The sequence below is a fragment of the Cytophagaceae bacterium ABcell3 genome, assembly GCA_030913385.1.
Classification (GTDB): domain Bacteria; phylum Bacteroidota; class Bacteroidia; order Cytophagales; family Cytophagaceae; genus ABcell3.
The window spans coordinates 449,814-475,570 of sequence record CP133159.1 but is presented as its reverse complement, the minus strand read 5'-3'; the positions used below and the strand labels follow the sequence as shown (position 1 = coordinate 475,570).

Annotated in this window: 3 protein-coding genes; all 3 read left to right on the top strand. The window is 38.9% G+C overall.

Going from position 1 to position 25,757, the window contains the following annotated elements:
* Positions 1 to 1,310 precede the first annotated feature (1,310 nt).
* The 3 genes from RCC89_02070 (at position 1,311) to RCC89_02060 (ending at position 25,661) form a co-directional block, all read left to right on the top strand.
* Positions 1,311 to 5,762, top strand: coding sequence for a hypothetical protein (locus RCC89_02070; protein WMJ71962.1), 4,452 nt, complete (start codon positions 1,311 to 1,313; stop codon positions 5,760 to 5,762).
* Positions 5,759 to 7,822, top strand: coding sequence for a hypothetical protein (locus RCC89_02065; protein WMJ71961.1), 2,064 nt, complete (start codon positions 5,759 to 5,761; stop codon positions 7,820 to 7,822). Before RCC89_02070 ends, RCC89_02065 begins: the two co-directional genes overlap by 4 nt.
* An 88-nt stretch (positions 7,823 to 7,910) precedes the next feature.
* Positions 7,911 to 25,661 (top strand): right-handed parallel beta-helix repeat-containing protein, encoded by a 17,751-nt coding sequence (locus tag RCC89_02060; protein ID WMJ71960.1) that lies wholly within the window; start codon positions 7,911 to 7,913, stop codon positions 25,659 to 25,661.
* The last annotated feature ends 96 nt before the right edge of the window (positions 25,662 to 25,757 follow it).

Here is a 25,757-nt window from a genome sequence, read left to right as displayed (position 1 = left end):
TGGGCAACAGCCCATAGCAACCGACAACCCTTCCTAAAGCCCCAACGGGGCGCAATCGATAATAAGGTCTATAGGTGAAAATGGAAAATTATGTTCTTTAAGGGTTTTCCCGTACTACCTGATTATATACCAAACGAAAAGCAAGATAAGATTTTTGTAAATATAAAAGGCTTTTATAAATTTTTTTAAAGGAGCGGCCTCTCCAACACACTGCCCCTTTACGCTCACTGTAGCTTGGCTATTTCATTCATCAAGTAAACCCCCGTAATGCTTACTGTAGCTTGTAGCTACAGCACCGTACTATCAAACAAAGGCGTACTACCAGAGGTAGCCTGTGGCTACCAAACGTATTATCTACAAATTAATTGACAATTTTAATGATAATATTCGTGTGTAGCTTCAAGCTACATATTGAAATGTTTAATTAACGTGAATGTTCCGTAGCTAAAAGCTACGGTTAACAGTGGGGAAAAACATTTTTTAAGACTACTTCATTCATCAGAATAATTTCAAATCGCCCCACAAGGTCAGCACCGCAATATATAAAGCAAACCATACAATAGGGCCAAGAATCAACGCCAGTATCAAAGCATATAAGAATATTTTGTGCTTAGGGACTTTGGGCAGCCATTTATGCAGTAGCATTTTGCATAGAAAAAATGATAGCATTACCACCAGTAATATGGTAATAATTCCCCTGCTCTCATATACGACAGATATTGTGCCCATATGTTAAGAAGCATTTTGGGTTTATAATGTTGGGTAAAATATGTATAGTCAATATTTTTCTTGGAATTATTAAATTTTGTTTTCTTTGGAATAGTTAATATGTTAGATATTTAAGCAGTAAAATAATTATATTAAATTCTAAAAAGATTGTTAAGACAGTAGCAATTAATTTTTGTGCTATTTGTTTTATATAACCGCTTTTTTTTGATTATAACTACATTTTTTTCTGTGAAAAATTTTTTGTGATAGATAGGGGTTGTTTTTTTGTCTTTCTAGTTTGGATTTGTAAGGATAAGTGGTTAAATTTGTTATACAAGTGTTTAAAGTTTGCTTTAGGGCTTTGTTTTCCTTATTTTTTGTCTCTTTTTAAGCATTTGACGTTTTCTAAACTTAAATATTCCAAGAAATCAATTACATCGGTCTTTTATGACAATATGTTTTCCCTAGATTTTATATATTTATTCTGTACAATTTCAGTTTTGCTGTTTTTTATACTTGTCACGGAGCTTTTTTTGCGCCGATATAAAGCGATAGGTTTAAAATTAACACAACTTTGCTCTATCAGTATTTGCTTGCTTATTTTGATTTCTTCTAGCGATAAACTGCATGCACAGCAAGGTGCCGCATCTGCTGGTCTTGAATTAATCGAAAATGCACAAGAAATTGCAGCTAATTCACAAGAGTGGATTCAGAAAATTAATGAAGCCGCAGACAACGTTCAATCCAATAATTTATACCAAACACTTGTAGATGGTCATTCGCAGGAATTTCCTTTTGGTATTTTGCCTGTGGGAGATGGTGATGAAAATCATGCATTGATAGTTAATAGTGTAAGCTTGGATGCCGCACAGGGAATGACGGCAGAGATTTTTATGAGGATACCATTTAGGTCAGGGGAAGAACTTTTTTTTGTGGCTGATAAAGTCCCTCTTTCCAGGAGGGGAAAGTTGTCTGGCGACTTTACTTTAATGTTATTGAATTCCATTACAATTTCTGTGGGAAGCGGCTACAAGCTTAAATTTCGCGGCCTAGATTCATTAAATACGGGTTTTGATTCTACTTACGTCACCTTTGACTGTAAAGGTTTTAAAGAAGTTACTTTAAACGGTTCTTTGAGTTTGGACCCTGATGCTGTGACTAAGTATGATGAAAACAACACCAATGAACCTTTAGACCTTAAATTTTATGTTACTGCCAATAGGATGTCTGATTTTATTGTCAATCTGAGAGATATTCCTGATGTTCAGTTTAAAAGTCTTCCCGGTTTTCGGTGTTCAATCCCTTCTATAACTTTAGATCAAAGTGAAGTTAAAAATGCACCTAAGTTTTCATTGCCCTCTTGGTATTTGGACTCCTTGGAAACTGTAAATGGTGCAAGTTTTGATCGAGAAGATTTTGGTTCTGTAAGATGGACAGGTTTATATATTGACTCTATTGAAATTGAAATCCCTCGTAGCTTAACCGAAGGAAGCGATAAAAAAAATATTGGAATTGTATGTAGAGACCTTATTGTGGACCAACATGGAATATCAGGTCTGACACATGCAGAAAATGTACTCCAAGCCAATTCTAAAGGCTTTAAATACTCTATGGATACCATAAGGGTAAATATTATAGCTAATGGTTTAAGTCATGGGTCTTTTAAAGGTAAAATGTCTTTTCCTATATGTGATGAAGAGTCCACTGTTGATTATGGGTTGATGATGACGAGGGACTTAAGCTCTAATGAGTTATCTTATCATGGATCCGCAGAGTTTTCTGGAAACCTTAATGCCCAAGCTTTTGGTGTAGCTCGCATGAACCTGACAGGTGTAGAGTTAGACTTTAAGTATAGGAATAAACAGTTTTTTCCAGAAGCTTCTTTAGATGGCACATTAACTGTATCTCCCACAAGCAATACAGATGGAGATGGAGATGCGGTTGGTACTTTTGGTTTAGAGTTCAATAAATTAAAAGTATCAAGTTCCGCACCATATTTAGGTTTGGATGATGAAGATAGCTCTAGTTATGTACGTGCTATCAGTAATCAAAGCTCTTCACAATTGGCTAATCTGCCGATTTCTATTAACGATTTTAATTTTAAAACCAGTAATGGAGGGCAAAGAAAAGGATTGGGTCTTGAGTTAGATATCAAGCTTCAAAACTCTGCTGGTAATGATAATTCAAGTGGTAATGGTTTTGGAGGTAGTACCAGCTTTACCATCTGGACTAAAAGGAATGCCTCTACACAAAGGTGGCAATACGACAATTTTGATCTAAATGCTGTGAATCTCAGTGTTCAAAACGGTTCCTATAGCTTGACAGGTAGTTTGGAAATGTTTGATGGAGATGAGCAGTATGGTAAAGGTTTTTGTGGTAGTGTTGAATTGAGCCTGGTAGAGATGTTTGAGTTAAATGCTTCAATGATATTTGGTAGAGTAACTTCTGAAACAGGAACTGAGTCCGTTGAGGTTCATACTGTAGATACCGATAATAATTTTGAAACATCTAGTTCAGAAGAAGAGCGGGCAGTGTCAACTGGTGAAACGCTATACAGGTATTGGTTTGCTGATGGATCGATTTCTTTTTCGCCAGCATTGACAGTAAGTCCTGGTCTTGATATTAATGCCTTTACAGGAGGTTTTTATTATAATATGGAAATGGCTCGTCCAGGTAATGAGCCTGAAACGTCTTTAGAGTGTAAATCAAGTTCTGGTCGGGTGTTTACTCCTAATAATAGTTACTTTGGTGTTTTAGCGGGTATTGGTATTCAATCTACTGGAGGAGGTACTGCTTTTAATGGTGAAATCAATTTTAGTATTGAGTTTAATCGTGGTGGCGGAATTAATCGCATAGCAACTTATGGAGGGGTAGGTATGCTCGCAAAGGACTTTACTCCACCAGGTGTTAGTGAAATTGCTTCAACAATGGGTATGGACCCTGTTAGTGACACTACAAAAAATCAGACATCAAGCTTTTTGAACAGTATAAGTGGCAATGTTAAAGCTGGCTGGTATGTTGAGTATGATTTTCCTAACCGCACGCTTAACGGTGACTTTGATATATATGTGAATGTAGGCAATGCATTAAAGGGTTTACATAATGGGATTGCCGGTAGAATAGCTATACACTCTTCCCCTGGGACATGGTATGTGTATATAGGAAAGCCTATTGAGCCAATTGGTCTTGAGGTTTTAGGTCTTGCCACCGCCCAGAGTTATTTTTGTATAGGTACACAGCTACCAGACCCTCCCATTGCTCCACTGCCTGCTGAATTAGGTCAAGGTGAAGATTTTTCGACTAACCCGTTACTGGCTGTCGGAGGTGGATTATCTTTTGGTTCCAGAATGTCTTTGGGGGGTAATCCAGGTCTTGACCTTGGTATATGTGGGTTAAGACTTGAAGTAAGTTATAGTGTTGGTGCTGGTTTTGACTTAATGCTTACGAAGACCGCTGAGCCTGTTTATTGTGGTAACTTTACTACAGGTGACGGACGAGGGGTGAACAATTGGTATGCTACGGGTCAGGTGTTTTTGTATGGGGCTGCCGGCTTGAACGTAGCATGGAGTAAATGCGGTGGGGGAAGTAGGGAAATTATGTCTATGTGGCTAAATGCTTTTGTTTTTGCTCAGTTGCCACGCCCTACTTATGTGAAGGGAAAGGTCGATTATGGTTTTAGGATTTTAGGTCGTGGTTTTGATGGAAGTGTAAGCTTAGAAATCGGTGATCGCTGTGATGTCCCGATTCTGGATAGTGAAGTTGACTTTATTGAAACTATTACCCCTGTCAATAGCCAACAAGATGTTCCAGTTGGAGAAAACATTATTGTTACTTTTTCAAGCCCTCTAAGAAATACTGTTTATGGTATCCGCAATTCTAGGGGCGATTATGAGTTTTTTAGACCGGTACTTGATAATGTAGAGATTTCCTCGTCTTCGGGAGAAATCCTCTATGAAACAGAAATGAACTCTGGAATGGACCAGCTTAACATCACTCCATTACGGGTATATCCAGGAAACTCAGAAATTACAGTAACTGTACAGTTACGAATTCAAAAGGAGGCAAGTGAGAATGAGTGGATCAATACGGAAAATACACAAAGCAAGTCCGTAACTTTTAAAACAGAAGAGGATGCAGGCCGAATAGATGTTTCCGATATTTTTTATGCCTATCCACTTCCAGGGATGAAGAACTTTTATAAGGATGAATCTTCTCAAGGATATATTAGGCTTAGTGTGTTGCCTGGCAAAGCTGTTGAATTGGCAGAAGGATACACTTTTAATGTAGCTGTTTTTGATGGGAATGACGAAAAGGATCGTCAAAGAAACGTTACTTATAATGATAATTATGGTCAACACAACTTTACTTTTAACATTCCTAATGTCGCACTGGAGAATGGAAAAGAGTATACTTTGAAGGTGATGAAATCCCCTATACCAACACATACTTCTCAAGGGGTTTCACAGGACGGAAATGTTACATCTGGTGTTGTGGCAGAAGAAACTCCTGACTCTGTAGTCTTAGAATACAAGTTTACAACGAGCAAGTATTCTACTTTTAGCGGCAAAATGTCTTTGTATAGTACTTCTTTTTCTGAAGTTTTTGATGGCGTAATGGCTGCCAACCTTTCTATAAACAGTATTAGTGGATTAGACAGCCATGAGCCTTTGTCAAGTGAAGAAACTAACGGGTACATTAGCAATGGTGTACTTAGAAGTTCAGCATTGATACGTTTTGGATCACTAGAGTACGACAATCCTTCCTTAAATAGCATAATTGAAAACATTAGGGAACCGGTAAATAATATTGAAGCTACTCAAGATGGCATTTCCGCTGTCACAGATTTGATTGGAGCTGTAAATGAAGGTCTCGAAACGATGAACTTAGATTGCCTGCTGTCGGGTGGTTGTTCTTCTACAGATATGCAGTCTGTAGAAATTCCGGCAGGTAATTTTACTTTGCCTATAGGGTACTATCTACCAGGAAAAAGTACGCCAGCTTCTACATATAACCTTGTTGTAAACTTGAACGAAGCATTATCGCTGCCAAGATGAGAAAACTACTATTAGCGCTTATACTTCTTATGAATACGTTGGTTGCTGAAGCCAAAAATGATACTATATTTTTAGTACATAACTATAACCCTTCTTTAGGATTACAGTTGAAGTGGCTACCTGCAGATTTTGGTGTGTTTAAAGAAGGTCTTGAAAATGGGTATGATATTTATCGGGCAGAGGTTTTAGTGAACTATGACGGTGAGAAGGCTGGAGATTTTATAAAATTAAATAATGCACCTATCAGGTTGTGGCCAGAAGATAAGCTGATAAAAGAAGAACAAAATGATAGCTCCCTCGCTATTGCGGGAATTTTCATAAATGGGCTCGGTGAAATTGTAAACCGTGATTTTCCTACTAATACAAGGGAAGCGTTAGAAAAAGCTCAATCTGATGAAATTGTACATTTAATTGGCTTGTTTTCTGCCATTTCCAATAATAAAGTCGCAGAAGCCATTGGACTTTACTTTAATGATAAAAGCTATGAACCTGCCAAAAAATACTTGTATAAAATCAATATTCATGGCCAAGATGAAAATGCTTCAATAATTCTTGTTTTTCCGTTCAGGGATCGGCCGAAAGCTAAAGTTATGGATTTTAAAGCCAAGCTTCAGCCTGGTTCTGTTCATTTGAGCTGGTTCAATGCAGGAAACCGTGATTATCCGTATTATAATATTTACCGGTCACACAAGAAAAAAGGAAAATATGTAAAGCTAAACCAGCTTCCATTCACAGGAAACCATGGGAATGCTAACATTAAGCAACAGGTAACCTCATATACCGACTCTTTCCCAGATTATAATAAAACGTACTATTACAAAGTAGTAGGGGTAAATGCATTTGAAGAAGAAGGTACACCTTCAGATATACAAGAGGTTACTACACATTATCTATTAAAAACCGCGCCTGCTATTAACGATGCGGAGTCGCCTGACAATGAAAATATAAAATTGTCATGGGCTATTGATAAAGAGGATCACCCCTATATAAAAGGCTTTTCAGTAATCCGCGCACCTAATGGAGACGGCCCTTTTAAAAAGGTGCATAATGGATTGTTGCCTGCTCACATATCATCTTTTGTTGATGGTACCTCTAAAAGCTCATCCAATTATTATAAGGTAGTAGCTCATGGACATTCTGGGGACTCTATAGCTTCTTTTGTTAAAATGCACTTATTGGTAGACTCTATTCCGCCCGCTCAGCCTGAAATATTGTCAGGTATATGCGACACCAATGGAGTAGTTACTTTGAAGTGGAAGCAAAACACAGAAGCAGACCTTGAGGGTTATCGGGTGTTTAGATCCTATGATCTCAACTACGAGCCTGTTCGTGTTTTGGAAGGTCATACTGCAGATAGTGTTTTAATAGACTCTATAGGTCTTGAACGTCCTTATAGTAAAGTTTACTACCGGATTGTAGCATTAGACCATCACTTTAACCCATCCACGCCTTCTGATTTCTATGAAATTGTACTCCCGGATAATTTACCCCCTTCTAGTGGGTATTTGAAAAATTACTCTGTTGGTACCAAGGGGATCAGTTTAGAATGGCAACCTAGTAATTCTTATGATCTTAAGAAGGTTTACCTGATGCGTAAAGGAGAGCTTGACTTCGATTATAAACCAGTGCTTGAATTGGAGGGTGAGAACCTTCATAAGACCAAATATACAGATACCACAGTACAAGCAGGAGTAAAGTACTCTTATGCGCTCATGTCTGAAGATGAGTCTGGTTTAAAGAGCGATCTGTCAAAAAAATTGCAGGCCCAGGCTAGCAACATTAAGAAGATAGCGACTGTAACAAACCTTCAGGTGTTTTCTAGTCGCTCAAACAAGATGGTCAAACTGACATGGGACTTTCCGCAAAATGCCAAAGGTTTTAGGATTTACCGGGCAAGGAACGGTGGTGATTTGGTGACTTATAAGTTTGTAAAAGGTACCAAACGGGAATTTTATGACAAAATGGTCAAGCCTCGCTCAAAATATACCTACATGATTGTGGCAGAGCTAAATGGAGGTTATAGTTCAGCAGGTAGCGAAAAAATTGAAGTAAAGTATTAATATATAATTTATATATAAATTATAAGTTGGGATAACCCGATTAAAACAAGGCTAAAGCTTAAGAAAATTAGGATAAATGCTAACGCATATGAAAATTTTTACGAAAATTATTTTTTCAGTTCTGCTGCTACTGCTGTTTAGTCCAGCCTTTGCAGACATTGTTTTTGTAAACGGATCATATGAAGGGGGTGTACAAACCGGCTCTTCCTGGGATACCCCTTTTACCAACATCCAAGATGCCATTGAAGCAGCCCAAGACGGAGATGAAATCTGGATTGCGGAGGGGGAGTATGTTATTGAAAATAGTATTCGCATTGATAAGCACATAAGCTTTTTTGGTAACTTTCAAGGCTTTGAAGAAGATAAGGAGCTTAGAGACTTATCACTTCATAATACGATAATTTCAAGTGAAGAAAGGTCGGGAATAGCATTTTTCTCAAGTCAATCGGATTACGATTACCACTTTAATGGGTTTAAATTTTTAAATGTTTCTTTTTCATACCACAATGCCGCTTCTGCCAATCCATCTGAGCGAATTAATATTTATGTTGCATATTGTCATTTAACAGAAGAGCTTGCTGTTACAATGCCCGGACGCCATTTTGATGTAAATACATTTATAGATGAATGTACATTGGTTGAAGTTTATACGGATTGCAATCTTCAAATCTCTAACTCGTCAATCTATAATTCTATTAGGACTGGGGGGGGGAGTGGCTATAGCAAGTTTATTAACAACTTGATAGTTTTTGAAAGATCCAATAATTCCTGGTATATTGATTCATTTGACTTAACAACTTTTCAAGATTGTACTTTTCAGGGAGAATCAGAACACCCTTCAGGAATATTTTCGAGACGAGTTGATTTTATCAATTGTCTTTTTCAAAACCTAATTTCTGAGTCACATATTTTTTATATGGGCAATGTTGTAGATTTGTCTTTTAAGCATAATGAGTTTAAGGATTGCAGCCTAGAAGGATTTATAGTTACCCCACACCAAAGTGGGTATCCTCTCAAAAAGGCTAATATTTCAAACAATATTTTTCTGAACAACCATTTTGATGGTCGTATTTTTTTAATGGCATCAGAGAATATAAGTATAGAAAATAATTTGTTCAGAAGTAATAATTCTACTGATAACTCTACTGTGTTTGACTTTCCAATGGGAGAAAGGCTTTTCATAGATCATTTAGAAGCTCAGGATAATTCAGGGTTACAATATTTAAGGATAGTTTCATTTGATGATATAGCAGTTAATAATAGTATTTTTAATAAAAATAATACCTCTCGAAACTCTATTCCTCTTATGCGTTTTACAGCCTCAAAAGGAGTAATAGAGAATTGTAGCTTTGAAGAAAATGAAGGTGCTAACATTATAGCATTTGAGCCATCCAATACATTTAAGCTCGTAAATTGTGTTTTTAAAGATAATCGGACAAGGGCTTTAATATCAACTAACACTACTGGTACTTATGCAATTGAAAGGTGTAAGTTTGTTGGTAACATAGGAACTAGCGATTCTCATGCTATGCTTAATATGGTTGGTACCTATGGTATTGGAGTGACTATTTCTGATTCTGAGTTGGCAAACAATCAATATAAAGGAGAAAGCTCTGCTTTGCTTCGAACGACTAATCTGAGCATTAATAATTCTGTTATTACTGATAATGAAATTGGTAATAATAGTCTAGTTAGTGGTGGCCAAATTAATGTGTCTAATACTTTATATGCAAATAATTTTTGGAATGGGGGCGATGGAAGTTTGTTTAGTAGTGGCTCTCGACTGGAGTTAATTAACTCTACTCTTTATAATAATAAAGAGCGTAATAATTTATCAACTTCATTACTGGATGTAAGTAATGCTGTCATTTATAATTCTTGCCTATGGTCAAATGGTAGTGGCATTTTGAAGCTAGAGGATAATGACGATTTTGATATTCAGTTTTCTAATGTTCAAAATGGATATCCTGGTGAAGGAAATTTAGACGTAAACCCTAGATTTATTGATCCAGAAAACGGCAACTTTCGGCTTCATTGTAGTTCTCAGCTTATAAATGCTGGGTCTAATGAATATGCCCCCAGTGGTACTGACTTGGATGGTAATCAAAGAATTCTTCAAGATACTGTAGATATAGGAGCGTATGAGTTTAGTGGTAATACTTTAGTTGCTAATTCTACGCCTGACCCTCAATTCAACATTACAGACCCTGAATTGTGCATAGGCCAGGAGATTTATTTCACAAACACTACTGAAAATAAAGAGTACTTTTCTTATCAGTGGAATTTTGGCGAAGGGGTTTCTCCTGTAGAAGATGTGCATGCGTCCTTCTTATTTAGTGAACCTGGCGATTATCCTGTTAGTTTAACTGCTACCAATGCTTGTGGCCATGCAGTTTCTTACTTTGATACTATTAGTGTTAACCCTGGTGTTAGAAATAGGATTTTACATGCTACGAGTGTTTTGCCTGGGCAAACAATTAGTTATTTGGCGGAAAGTCAATGTGATGATTTTCTTTGGGAAGTTTCAGGAGGGCATATTGTTAACGGGCAAGGTTCTTCTGAGATTGAAGTATTATGGGGAGATGGTAAAAATGGTAACGGAAGAGTTTATTTGCAAGCAACCGACTGTAATCAACCCGGGTATTGTGAATTACCTGTAGATGTTGAAATACCAATTTTTTCAACATCTTTTAATCTTTCAGGAGATAGTGTAGTGTGCCGTTCATCAAAAGGGACTTACTATAGTAATTTGCCTGATTTTGTTCCAGGTGCTTATTATACATGGTCAGTTGAAGGGGGGAATATTTCAGGCTCTTCTGAAGGATATGCTTTGGATTCTATTTTGGTTGATTGGGGAAGTGGAAGTGAAGGTCAGGTTAACTTAAGCATGTATCATGAGGTTCTTGATACTACAGTTACCGCATCTTTCCCTGTTCAAATTAGACAAGACTTTGGTATATTAGAGTCTAAGGTCGATTTTTGTGTAAATAGCAGCAGCCAAATTTTAACTAACCGAAGTTCTCATGATTTTTTGTGGGCTGTTTCTGGAGAGGGTAATCAAGTTGAAGAGGAGTCAGGGCTTTTCCATTTTGGACTAGATTCAGGCATGTTTTATGTCTATGCTTTTCCTGCAGACTCTAGTGCTTTTTGCAACTATGAAGACTCTTTGCTTATACATGTACATAATCGCCCTATTATAGATTCTGTAATTGGCGAAAATGAAGTTTCTTCTAATTTAACTTATAAATATGAACTTTTTTATTCAGGAAAAGAAAGTGAGCTACATTGGATTCCTTATAATGACGAATATTCTTTCAATGAAAATGGAGAAAAAATTAATATAGATTGGGATCAGGGCGAGCCATATGGATTTGACGTAGTTGCAGTTTCAAAAGTCGGATCATGTCCCTCAGACACTTTTAGTTTTGATGTTATTCCTGATTTTGACTATATGATATTGGGCCCTGACACGGTTTGTGTGTCTGCCATTTATAATTTCTTTGTTAATGAAGATGACCGGTATAGTGTTGAACACTCTTGGTCTCTTAATGAAGAAAGTATTGGTGGAGATAATTCTGAGGTTGAGCTTGAATTTTTGAAACCAGGAAGAAATAGTTTATCTGTCGAAATAAAGAGAGGAGAGAGGGAATACAACGTTTCAAAAAATGTTTTTGTTGAACACTCTGCTAGTCAGATAGCTATTCAAGGCCCTACACTTATAGGCAATAGAGGAGGTGAGGTGTATTCTTATGCTATTGACAATGAGGCAGGCCTAGAGCTTGATATTATAGTTAGTGACGCTCTTTCTTATGAAATAGCAGGGGATTCTTTGTTCATAACTTCAATGGACAATAAAGCGTTTTCGATACGTATAAACTCGTCTGTAGAGGGTCAATGTAATATTGTTCCTATTTTCTTAAATACCACGCTTGCTTCTTCTTTATCTGAAAACATTGAATTTAGAAATGGTTTTCTGTGTCCTTATTCACGGGCAACATTTGCATTGCAATTAGATGAACATGTTACGAATTTAGAGTGGAATATTCCGGAAGGAGTTCAGGTCGTAGATCAGCAAGGTGATTCTATTGTTGTTGAATGGGGAAGTAATCCTGGTACTTATGTTTTGGAGGTTAACTACCAACGTTTTGGTGATATTTCATTATCCAAAACTATAGAATTAGCTCCTAGCCCCACTCCTGCGTTTAGTGAAAACAGGATATGTGAGGGTGAAAATGCTGGCTTGACTACATTGGAGGAATTTCAAAGTTATTATTGGACCGAAGAGCCTGATGGAAAAGCTTTGTCAGACTCGTCGTCTTTAAATATTACGTCAAGTGGACATTATAGAGTACAGGTTGTTGATAGTAATGGCTGTATAGGGGCATCTACGGATTATGTTAGATATATCCCGTCGCCTGTGGCTAATATTTCTTCAAGTGTCTCTTGGGAATCATGTATTAATAATGCGACGGTTGAGGTATCTTTAAGTGCTACTGAGAAGTCAGGGTATGAGTATTCTTGGTATCATAACAATGTCTTAATTGAAGATCAAAACGGTTCTGTTATTACCTTTCTTCAAGATAGGAGGTCTAGGCGTAGGGATAATTTCAGGGTTGAAATTAAGGACGAAATATGCTCAGAGTCATATGAAAGAGACTTAACAGTTGGGGATTGTGGAGGAGGAGGAACTCCATGTGAAACTAGCGTTTCTTTCTTGACAACAGAGTGCAATCCCTTTGGCGTTGTAAATGAATCTGATCAGGAAGATGGGTTTCGATGGGATTTCGGAGATAAGGAAATTTCTCATGACAAGCATCCATGGGAACATGAGTATAATGCCCCTGGGGAGTATACTATTGTTTTAAGAAATGGTTGTGCAAGATCAAGTAGAAGTGTAGATGTTCCTTTTTTAGCAAAGTTTACAACTCCTGGCGTTGTTTGCCAAAATATGGACACTGAGTTTCTTGACTATTCTGTTAACTTTCCCGAAAGAACTATTGATTCATGGGAGTGGGATTTCGGCGATGGTAATTCGGTGGAAGGAGAAGGGGAAGATCGAAGTGTAGTGCACGCTTTTGAAGAGCCTGGAGAGTATGTTGTTTCTTTAACATTAACAGGTAAGAATAAAACAGACGATGAATGCCAACATACCTTTTCAGATACTGTTTTTGTTCGTGCTGCACCGGATACAGAATTTTCTATTGACTATCCTGCTTGCTACGCAAACAACTACAGATTTAATAATTTGTCAGTTCGAGAGTCTGATATAATTTGGATAATAGGTGAAGATACTGTTAGAAATTGGAGTCCTGAAAGGACTTTTTCCAACCACGGTGAAGATGTCATAGTCAACTTGCAGGTGACTGATTTTATAGGATGTGTAAATGAGGTTAGTGACACATTTAATGTTCAAACACCTGTTCCCGTTGAAGATATTATACATGAGGAGCCTTTGCAGATATGTTATGGAGACAGTGTTTTATTAGAGGCTCCTTTAAGTGAGGAAGATTATGTTTGGCGGAGGAATGGTGAAATTATTGATTTTGACGAAAGGGAGTTTTATGCTTCTTTAGATGGTTCTTACACCGTTACCTTTACGCAATCAGAATGTAGGATGACTACAGCACCAGTTGAGGTTAGCCGGTTTAAATTTCCTGGTGGTGAAATTGAGTTTGATGCACCCACTTGTATTGGTTCAGAAGTTGTTGCTAGTGTTAAAGGGGTACAAGGAAATGTTACAGGTTATGAATGGTATTTAGGGGACTCTTTAATACAGGCTTCATCTAGCCACGAATTTAATATAGCGGAATTGGGCATTGAAAATGCTGGTTTATATTCTGTTATTGTTCACCAAAGTACAACCGGGTGTTCGTTTGAATTGCCGGCAACAGAGCTTGTTGTTCATGACTATCCAGAAAAGCCTGTTATAGAAAGTGAGTTTTCAGAGGTGTGCTATGGAGGGGATATTGAAGTAGAATACGCAAACCCATTGGATAATGCTTCATGGGAGTGGTCTGTCAATGATACTAAAGAAGCAGAGAACCATTATGCACTGGAACTATCTTCTGTAGAAGCCAATAAAACGATTTCCCTTAAAGTGACAGACGATGAAACTGGATGTTCCATTGGTTCAGACAACTTTGAATTAAGGGTCGGGGCTAATGTTACTTTTAGCTTGTCAGGAGATATCGAAGCATGTGAACGTGATTACGTTAATATATCATCGCAGCTTTCAAGTACCGATTACGATTTTGAATGGTACCAAGATGATTTTCTGAGGGTAGGAAATTCTTCCCGTTTAGACTTTGCGAGTTTGTCTGTTGCAGATAGTGGTCTATATCATGCAGTAGCAATAAGCAATGGAAATAGCAATGTTTCTGGTTGTCGTTTTTATTCTGATAGTGTCCGAGTTTCTGTACTTCAGGCACCGGAACAACCAGATATCATTGGCCCTTTAGAGTTCTGTGCAGGCGGAAACGTTACCTTGCAAAGCTCTATAGTTGATAATATTGAATGGAGTACCGGGTCAACAGGTGAGTTTATAACTGTATACTCGCCTGGTGGATATCATGTAACTGTTACTGATCCTACTACTGGTTGCGAGGCCCGTAACTCTGTTAATGTTGCAAGAAACCCGCTTCCGGATCTTAGGTTTGTTAGTCCTGGAGTTTACGAGCGTTGCGCGTCTGATGCAATTAACTTTCAAGGTTTGAATAGTTACTCATACCAATGGAAGCTAAATGGGGATGACTACGGACGTATGAGCTCTGCCCTTTATCCTTACCATAGTGGCAACTATACCGTTAGGGCTTGGAATAGTTTTGGCTGTGAAGCCGAGTCTGATACGCTACGTATTACCTCTTTGCCTTGTGCATGTGTTGTTACCACCACAGAAGATGGTGAAGGGATTGGCTCCTTAAGGGACGCCATTAAGTGCGCCAATGAGAACGAAGGTTTGGACTTTGTCCATTTTGCAATAGAGGAAGACCGTGAGCCTGGGCAACCTTATGTTATCTCCATTGACTCACCACTACCTGTTATTACTGAAGGTGTAATAATTGATGGTTTTTCTCAAACTGGTGACGGGATTTATGATGTTGTTATTCAAGCAGGTCAGCATAGTCAAAATGCGCTTGTGCAAAATGCTAGTGTTTCAGAGTCCCAATTTAGAGGTTTGCAGTTTGAAGGGTTTAGAAATGCTATACAATTGAGTTTTATCAACAATGGTACACTCATTGAAAAGAACCGATTTTTAGACGTTTCAGGGGAGGCTGTTGTAATTAGAGGTTCTAGAAACATTGTTAGGAACAATACCTTTGAAGGGTCTGGCCTGGCCATAAGATTGACAAATGCTACTTCTGGGCAGGTTGTTAATAATACCATCACTGGCTTTGACAATGGTATGTTTTTTAACCGTTCTTCTAATAATAATGTAAGGGGGAATACTTTTGCCGGAATTGGAAGTAATGCTGTAACAATTCAAAATGTCTCTTCGGGCAATTCGATAAATAATAATATAGTTACAGAAGCCGGACAGCAAGCCTTTGAGGTTATTAACTCCGATAATACCAACTTTGTGTCCAACATCATTGGCTCAGACGGAGATAATTATGTAGGTTCTATTGGCAATATAGGCTTGCATATTGTGTCTAGTAACAATACTCTTATTTCTGAAAACATTGTTCTTGGCACTGGTTCAGATGGTATTCATACTGTAAGATCTTCCAATGTTGTGGTCTCAGATAATAGTATAGGTGTCAACGGAGATGATACTAGAGGAGTAGGAGGTCATGGAATTGTGGGCGATAGTAGTATATCTGTTAGTGGAAACATCGTTCACTCTTCTGCTTTAGCAGGGATTTCTTTGGGAAATCATTCAGAAGCACTTGACAATATATTGGTTGATAACGGTAGTGCTGGGGTTTATGTTGACAATGATTTTGTCAATATCAGCAGAAATACTATTACTAATATTGGTGATGAAGCAAGGGCTATAGATTTACATGGGTCAGCAAACCAGAACAAGCCTTATGCAGAGTTTACTGGTGAAGATATAAACGAACGTGGCATAACACTTACCGGAGTGTCCGCTCCAGGAGACTCTGTTGAGATTTTTGTTAGTGTCAACAGACCTCAACAGGCCCTTGAATATGTTGCCAGCGCATATGCAGAAAGTGATAGTTCTTGGTCTTTATATATTCCTTCAGGCCCTTATTTTGACCCTGAATCAAGGAATTATTATGTAAATACGGCATCGGCAGAAAATAGGACATCTGAACTTTCTGATGTTTATGTTACCAGCTGTTACAGTTGTGTATGTGAAGTCGTAAATGCCAATGACTCAGGGGAAGGTTCCTATCGTGCGGCTGTAGACAGTGCACATGCAGGGGTTTGTAGAATTATTTCATTTGAAATGTCTCCAGAGGTAATTAACCTTGAATCTCCTGTCCGGGAGATCCATGTTCCACTTGTTGTGTTGGGTAAAGAGGGAATTGTTTTAAATGGAACTGGTGCTGGGGTAGGTTTTGACGCTTGGTCTCAAAGCACAGAAGTTTATGATCTAGGCTTCTCTGGCTGGGAAGCGGGAATTGCCTTGCGGAGCGATTCATCACTTGTATCTGGTGTAGAAGTTAACAATTCTACGTTGCCTGTTTTTGTTTCTGGTAACTTCAATACCGTTTTGGGTAGTTGTATAAACTGTGATGCTTCTGGGCCTATTGATAATGGAATTGTTATAGGCGGACACGGAAATGTTTTCGGTTCTGCTGATAACCCTAATACTGTTGAGAATACCAGTATATCGGGTGTTATGGTAGATGGCGGTTTGGATAACCGAATTCTTTATAATACGCTGATTAGTACAGGCTCAGGTATTGTTCATGAAAATGGAGGGAATCATGAATATCCTGCTCCACGTGAACTGCTTGCTACTTTAGGGGAAGATGGCACGGCCACTGTTTCTGGTTTGGCTTCGGCTGGCGATGAAGTACAGCTTTTCTTGTCCGACCCAGAAGGCTTGTCTGCATATACTTTTATAGCTGAGACCCATACAACCACTGGTTCATGGGTGATTTCTATACCTAGTGAACACTTAATTGAAAAACAAAACCTTTACCTGGTAGCCACTGCAACGAGTGCGGATGGTAGCACTTCTGAGTTTTCAGATATGGTAAGGCTTGGGGACTTTCCAGAGGTTTGTGTAGTTTCGAATACAAATAATGAAGGAGAGGGTTCTCTACGGGCTGCGGTAGATTGTGCCAATGACGCAGGTGCAATCGCAGGTGTTTCTGCGTCTATTATATTTGAGCTTCCTAACGAAGAAAATGAAATTGCTGTTGAAGGCTCTGGTTTTGTTGTAACCAATGCGTATGGAGTGGAAATCGATCCTGGACAAACGCCTGTTAAAATTCTTGCACAGGATAGACAGTTAATAGCTTTTTCTTGGTCAACGGATAATCTGAGCATTAGAAATCTTACTTTTGAAAATTTTGGTTACGCACTGGCACAAACCGGTGGGGACGTTGCTGATATCTCTAGGAATGTTTTTGCTGATAACGATACAGCTTACGCTAATGTAGGGGGAACGGGTGTTTCATTTGTGAATAACGAAATTGTTTCTGGCAATGAAGGACTTTATTTTTATAACGGAACTGCTGAGGTTCGCAATAACCAGATTGTAGGCTTATCAGGCAATGGTATCTCCGGATCCGGTCATATTGATATCCAAGGCAATCACATCTCTGGTGTCGGCGCTTTTGCTGTGGCTGTTTCTGATAATATGTATTTGTTTAATAACACATTACATAATAATGGGCAGGGTGGAGTTTCTGTTTCAGGAGACTTGGTTAAAATTAGCCAAAATGTTATTTCTAACGAAGATGCTTCTGTTAAAGCCATAGACTTACATGGTGCGGGTAACAGTAACAAACCTGCAGCCACTTTTAAAAATTATAACTCAAGGCAATCAGGAGTTACTGTAAGAGGTAAGTCTTCGCCTGGTGATACCGTAGAAGTGTTTTTGTCTTCGGACATGCCACAGCAAGCTTTAGCGTACATTGATTATGCTGTTGCAGATGCAGATAGTTTATGGGAACTGGATATTCCACAAGGAGATTATTATGACCCTGATGCAAGAAATTATTATGTTAATACAGCTACTTATAACCTGCGTACTTCTGAGCTTTCGGATGTTTATGCGCTTAGCTGTTTAAACTGTGTTTGTAAGGTCGTGAATGCAGATGATGATGGTGCAGGCTCTTTGCGGGCTGCTGTGGATAGTGCACATGCAGGGGAATGCCGTACCATTGCTTTTGATATGGATCCGGCAGTTATTCAATTGGAGACGCCACTTCGTGATATTGAGGTTCCGGTAAATATTTTGGGAGAAGAGGGTATTGATATCAGTGGATCAGAAGGAACAGGCTTTAATGTTTTGGCAGACCATGTGGTAATTAGTAACCTATCTCTTTCTGGATGGGATACCGGTATTAATATAAACAGTGATGAGTCCATTATCCAGCAAATCAGGATTGACGATGTTTCAGAGCCTGTAATAATTGCAGGGAATGACAATCAGATTTTAGGTAATTGTTTTGGCTGCGAAAGTGACGAGGGTGAAACCTTTGACAATGCCATAACTGTAATTGGTAGTGGAAATGTGGTAGGCTCTGAGGAGTATCCTAACACGATAAGAAATGCCTCAAATGCTGGTGTGCTAGTTGATGGCGGTATTCATAATAGTATATTGTATAATGTTATTACTGGTTCTGAGTCTGCAATACGCCATGTAAACGAAGGTAATGAGGAGTATCCTGCTCCTTATGAAATGTATGCTACTGTAAGAGAGGATGAAGTGGCAGAACTCACAGGGCATGCTTCGGCAGGGGATAAAATTCAGGTATTTTTGTCTGACCACACAGGCAAACCTGTTTCTGAATTTGTAATAGAAACTACTGCTGAGAATAATGAGTGGTCACTTATCATTCCAGAGCAGTATCATCCTGTAACCGAAAATGTTTTTTTTGTTGTTACTTCTACCAGTCCGGATGGTAGTACTTCAGAACTTTCTGGACCTGTTAGGTTAGGAAATCACCCAATGGTCTGCTATGTGACCAATACAGAAAATGAAGGTGACGGTTCATTAAGGGCTGCCGTAGATTGTGCTAATTTGGCAGGTAGTGGTGAAGGTGCTTCTGCAAGAATTGTTTTTGATCTTTCTGTCGGGGATAATACTATAGAGGTTATTGGTGAGGGCTTTGTTGTAAACAATAATTATGGAGTGGTCATTGACCCAGAGCAAATACCGGTTACCATTAAGGGGCAAGATAGGCTTCCTTATGCATTTCAATGGGGATCATCAAATCTAACCCTTAGAAATTTACAGTTCGAAAACTTCAGGACTTCTCTTGTTTCTACAGGAAATCATTCAATTATACAAAACAGTACCTTTGCCAATATTGACACGGCTGTATCTTTTGCTGGTGTTGGAAATGTTAGGTTCCATCGTAATGAAGTATATGATGTAGAAGCTGGTGTTTATGCTACTACAGGAAGGGCCATAGTCACGGAAAATATTTTTGGAGCTGATGGACAGCTACCGATCAAAGGCTTTGGAGTCCATTTGGATCGCACCTACAGTGCGCTTGTTTCAGGAAATACATTTAGCTATATAGGTGATGGCAGTTCTTTGGTTGATGCGGATCAGATTGACAGAAGTTTAGTGATCAGTAGAGGAAGCCATCATACGATAAGGTTAAACACTTTTGTTCCTCGTGATGAGGCGGTGGTTTCTCCGGTATTAATTGCGGATGTAGAAAATATTAGCATAGAAAGAAACACGGTTTCTGGGGGTTCATCTGGCTTTGAGGTTTTGAGTAGTGGTAAAGGGGTTTTTAGAAATAACCAGTTTCAGCAAATCAGTGGTAACGGAATTGAACTGTCAGGATCGGAGGACTTCCAGTTTACAGGTAACACCATGACTGATATGCTCGAAGGCTCTAAACCTATTCACCTACATTATGGTTCAACGGTAGAGTCTAACAATGGACACCGTGTACCAGAGTTTGAGTATGCTACTTACCATCATGGACAACTGGTAGTTAAAGGTGTTGCCAATCCTCATGACATTGTTGAAGTTTTCGAAACCAACACCGGAGGGTTAGATATGGTACAGCTGCTTGCAACAGTTGAAGCAGACCATTTAGGAAGGTTCATGTACCGTTTTGATGTTTCGCCGCATGATATTAATGATAGAAGCTTCCGTGCTACGGGTACTTTAAATCCGCTTTATCAGTATGGTAATGCTGATAAGTATACTTCTGAGGCTTCTGCAGCTTTCAACCCGAATCTGAAAATTTGTTTTGTTACCAAAAATTCTGATGACGATGTGGAGGGTACGCTTCGCTATAACATCAATAAAGCTAACCGTGATGAATGCCACTTAATGTTATTTGATATACCTGGCGACAATCCTACTATAGCGCCGCAATCATTGCTGCCGGAAGTTGAGGCAATGAAGCTTACTATAGATGCTACGTCTCAACCAGGTTACTCAATGAACGAGCCTGCTGTATATGTAAAAGGAAGTGAAAGTCTATCATATGGCCTTAAGGTTAATACAGAAGGAAATATAGCAGTTCATGGGTTAGGTTTTAGGGAGTTTAATGAGGCGGTTCACTTAGATGTGGTTAGGAACTTCGAAAACTCCAGCTCTTCATATCAATCATTTGGATCAGAGGCTGTAAAGTTCAACGCTGACAATTGTTTGTCCATCAGTCTGGATTCTAACATTTTTGTTTCGGAAACAGCCCCGATTGGCTTAAAAGTTTTAACTCCTAATGTTGTTCTTAATAGCAACATAATCCGTGCGGGTTATGATAATGCAGTATTTGTAAATGCTGATACAGTAGCTATTTTAGGAAATGATATTTATTATGAAAACCCTTCCAGCAATGCATGGGCTATTCATTTTCAAAATGTTGACTCTACTTTTGCTGAAGAAAATATCATTAAAGGCTATCCAAATGGAGTAAAAATCACCGACTCAAAAGACTCTTATATTTTAGGAAACCGGTTTCCTGCAGATACCAGTATAGTTATGGAGGTTGGGGTCTTGCTAGAGAACACGCAAAGGGTTAGGGCAATATCATCTATTATTGATACAGTAGAATATGGTGTACAAATCAAGAATAGTTATAAATCGGAAGCTAGCGGAAACAGAATTGCAAGGGCGGTCTACAGGGGAATAACCGTATCGGATGGGGATAGCAATATTGTTTCTTCTAACATAGTAAGGATGTCAGACATTGGAATTTTATTGAATAACTCTTCAAATGTCGACTTACTCTCTAACCATTCTTATAGCCATGATTCTGCGGGTGTAATTATCGATGCCACCTCAAGTGGTATAAGGGCTAACCGGAACCGGATTGGTTCTTCAAACTTGAGTAACGCAATGCATAGCGACGGAGTGGGTATGATTATTTACTCCTCAAATAACTACATTGGAGAAACTGATACCTCTGGAAATATTTTCTCTAATAACTGGAAAGGCGGCTTAGTGGTTTCCGGCGGAACTGGTAATAAAATTACCTATAATACATTTTTTAGAAATGACAGTCTTATAGACCCGCCTACATGTTATGCTATACAGCATGCTGAGAATGGCAACTACCTCAAATCAAAGCCAACGTTTGACACTTTTGAACGTGGATCTGCAACTGGTATCTTTAATGTGTATGGGGAGTCCGAGCCTGGCGACACGGTTCACTTCTATAGGTCTGAGGGGCACTACCAAGATGCCCTGCATTATGTAGGCAAAGCGCATACTGGTTCGGATGGAAAATGGCACTTTGTATTGGACACAACAAATGCAGACTATTTCCCTCGGCCATTTAAGAACCAAACGATTACTTTGGTTGCTACTGCCACCGATGATGGGAATAATACCTCTAAGTTATCTGATATATTTTATGTTGGACATTGCTATGTCACAAGCAATCGAGACAATGCGGACAATGAAGTCCCTTATCCAAACTCTTTCCGTCAAGCTGTAGTTTGCGCTAATGCACAGCCGGAAAAAGCAGCTATTTCTTTTGCTATCGACGGGTCTAGCGGGTATAACATAGACTTGTCAAAAGAGATGCTTTCATTTATCAACACCCATGGTATTGAGTTTAATGGTGGCAACATTTTAAATAATGATGAACCTATTAGGGTGTTTAAAGGCGTAACAGAGTCTTCGTCTAGAGCTACACGCTTTTGGCATATTGATAGCACAGCAGGAAGCTCTGAGTTTAAGAATTTTATTGTTCAGGCGTTTGATACTGCGGTTCATGTCAGTACATCAGCCGGCGTTGAAATGTCTAAGTTTACCTTTAGACAAATTAGCGATATAGCACTTTCATTGGAACAAGATGCCGGAAACATGGTATTTGATAATCTGATTTTTGAAGATTCAGTGAAAACAGTTCTAATGCTTCCGGGTAGAAACCATCATGTAACGCTGAAAAAATCTGAAGTAAGGGTAGCCAATCAAGGTCTTGTTGCCTATGATTCTGATACCATATCTGTTTTCGACAATACTTTTGAAGATTGCCTTGTTCCGGCAATTATAAACAAGGCTAAGGGACTAGATTTTGCCCATAATTCTGTAGACTTTGATTACGCTCATACAGGACTTCAGCTTCAGGAAACTGATGGCCGGATCCGTCGTAATGCGTTTGTGGGCGACTCCGCACAGTTGGTCATAGAGGTCAAGGATTCGAAAAATTTGCAGGTAATGTCTAATACATTTCCTGGTGTAGTTATGTCAGGGGTGTCTTTTGAAAACGTAGACTCTTCTGCTGTTTCTAACAATGTGTTCAGGCATGTTGCCCAGAACATCGCTGTATTTGAAAATTGTAATCAAGTTAATGTGCGAGAAAACAGGGTCGGGAAGATTGATTCTGTAGGTTATGACTTGCGTGGTTCTGAAGGCGTATTTATCAGTAAAAATATAATTTCTGCTGTTGAAGCTGAAGAGAGCTTGCTAATTGACCTTCATAGAGAAACGGGCGATGTCTCTAACAATGATAAAGAAGAACCTATAATTCTCGGTTATGAAGTAAAAAGGGAAAATGATTGCGATGAAGAACGGTTAAGTATTTATATCTATGGTACTTCAGACCCTGAAGACTATATAGAACTTTTCTTTTCTGATACCCTACGTCCTACTTTTGCTACCTTTATAGATACTGCGTATGCAGATGGTTCTGGCAATTGGCAGGTGCGTGTCCCTCAAGACCTTTATGAAAGGGATCCTGAACATGTATATAGCTTTACAGCTACAGCTTCTGATAGTATCAGTAATACTTCGGAGGCAGGTGTGCCATATTTCTTTGATAATGTTGAACACCGGGTAGTGGTAAAAAGTACAGCAGATACGGGTAGCTTCACACTTCGAGAAGCGGTGCATGATATTAATTGCTCAAATGTATTCACAAGGGTGTATTTTGAGATAGACGATGATGGGCCTCATGAAATTGCGCTAGCGGACTCTCTCCCTAAAATTGATGCATTCTTAGGGTTTTCTATGAATGGTAGTGTAACACAAGGAGCCTATAACCAAGAACAGGAAAAAGCAGATGCAGATTCCTTGATCTATATCACTACACTTCCTGAGTTTGGGCAAAAACCTGTTTTTGTTATCATAAATGACACCGATAGCTCTGAAGTTGCTAATATTATATTTAAAAATGTTTCTACGGGCCTTATGGTGCATAATGCAGCAAACCGCCTGCACAATTTGACTTTTACCAGTACAGAGTCATTTACTGGAGACACTGCTATTGTGGTCGAAAAAGGATCTGGAAACAATATTTACCGCTCTACTTTTGAAGGCTTTAATTACGGAGTCGCTGTTAAAGAAGGAGAAGGAAACCAGATAAGACGTAACCTTTTCCGGGAAGTGGAAACGGGTGTTTTAGTTACTAAAAGCAGTAGGGACAACCGAGTTGTTAGAAATAACTTCTTGGCTTATGATCATTCAGGTGTTGACCTGAAGGGTATTAACAGCATGAATGTGATAAAGGAAAATACCTTTGGTTCTGTTGGTGAGCCTTGTTATGCCCCTGCTGTAAAATTTCATAATGCTTCCGCGCAATATGTTGGCAATAACTATATGCCTAAGGGTCGTCTAGAAGAAGGGAACGAGGAGATGGCATTTATAATGATAGGAGACTCTTCACATCATAACCAGATCAGTAACAACAAAATTGGTGTAGATCCAGACGGTCTTTCACCAAATTCTTCAGATTTGACGGGTATTCTTGTTAAACCTCAGACCTCTGGATTAACAGCTAATAATAATGTAATATCTGGAAACCAGATTGCTGGCTTATCCGTCCCAGGCATTAAACTATACATGGCTGCCGGAGGGTCAGTTCATGGCAATTTCCTTGGTATCGATTCTGCCTTTGTCCAACGTCAGGAAAGACAAGACTACAATACGGTTAGAGGAATGGAGGGTACAGCTATTTTAATTGATAGCTCAGAGTTTGTTATGGTGGAAGGAAATACCGTTGTTAATTTTGGGGAATATGCCTTAGACATAAGGAATTCTGATAATATCAGGATGAACACGAACAGGATGTTTTCCCAAAATAGTCTGCTTAAGGCCATTAACTTGAACCTTGACAATGAAATGGGTTCCAATGATGGCATTATAGCACCAGTCATTGATTCTAGTAATGTATTAGATATTGACCGTATTGTAATTTATGGTCAATCTGCATATCCGAATGCTCAGGTACAGATTTATCAAGGATACTCATATGCCGATTATGACCAAGATCACACTTTACGGTATATAAGAAATGTGACTTCGGATGGTGATGGAAACTGGCGTATAGAACTGCCTTCTGCTGACTTTGGGTTTACCCAACATAATAAATATGTAGCACAGGTTTCGGTCAATTCCAGATCTTCCGAGCTTAGCTCAATTCATACTATTCAGCCTCTTTTATGTCAGCTTACGGACAATGGGATCAACCTTTTGGCCGACCGGTTTGACCCTTGCCCAGGTTCTGAGTTTAGTGTGGATGCTGTTTTGGATGGTCTTAGTTATGAGTGGACGTCTACGACTTTAGAAGACACGATTAGAACCAGGATCGCTCAATTTGACACGTCTGGCTTTGTAACGCTAAAAATCAGTGACACACTTGGCTGTGAGCATATAGAGGAGTTTGATGTAGTGTATAAGCCTCGCCCTATACAGCCTAATTTCATTGTTGCCTCGCGCAATTTTGTAGGCGATACCATAGTCTTGGTAGATGTGGCCCATCCTGCGCCTGATGAATATGAATGGACGCTTGACGAAGCCTTGTTTGAAGTGTATCAAGGAGAAACCGAAGGCAATTTAACTGGCCTTGATAATATGGAATATTCGGCTGGTAGAGAAATACGGTTCATTGCTCCAGATGAAGGAACCTATGAAATAACGCAGACTTCGTTGAGAGATGGGTGTCAAGTTTCTCTTAGTAAGGAAATTGAGGTTGAGTTTAAAGACCTTACAGACGATGATCCATATAGTGTAACTCCAGGTGTCAATAAACTTCTGGTCTATCCTTCACCTATCAGTGCTGGCCAAACTACCAATGCCTTCATTAGCACGGTTTCTAAAGGAGAGGTTCAGGTAGACCTATTGAGTTCTGATGGTATGCACGTTCAACCAACGATTACGCTTTCGGGAGAAACTAGCTATAGGGTTCCATTAGATATAGATGGACAAAGCGGAGGTATGTATATGGTCAAGGTTACTACTGTTTCTACAGTGCTGACATATAAGATTGTGATATTGTAATACTGCCCTCGGGCCTGCGCCGGGTTAATATCCGGTAAGGCTGGAACAGTGGAATTAATTGATAATGAATTTGGTAAAATTTTACGGTTTTAAAAG

Bases quoted from the DNA above. Each gene is read 5' to 3' on its own strand.
- RCC89_02065 (WMJ71961.1), top strand. From the start codon at position 5,759: ATGAGAAAACTACTATTAGCGCTTATACTTCTTATGAATACGTTGGTT.
- RCC89_02060 (WMJ71960.1), top strand. From the start codon at position 7,911: ATGAAAATTTTTACGAAAATTATTTTTTCAGTTCTGCTGCTACTGCTG.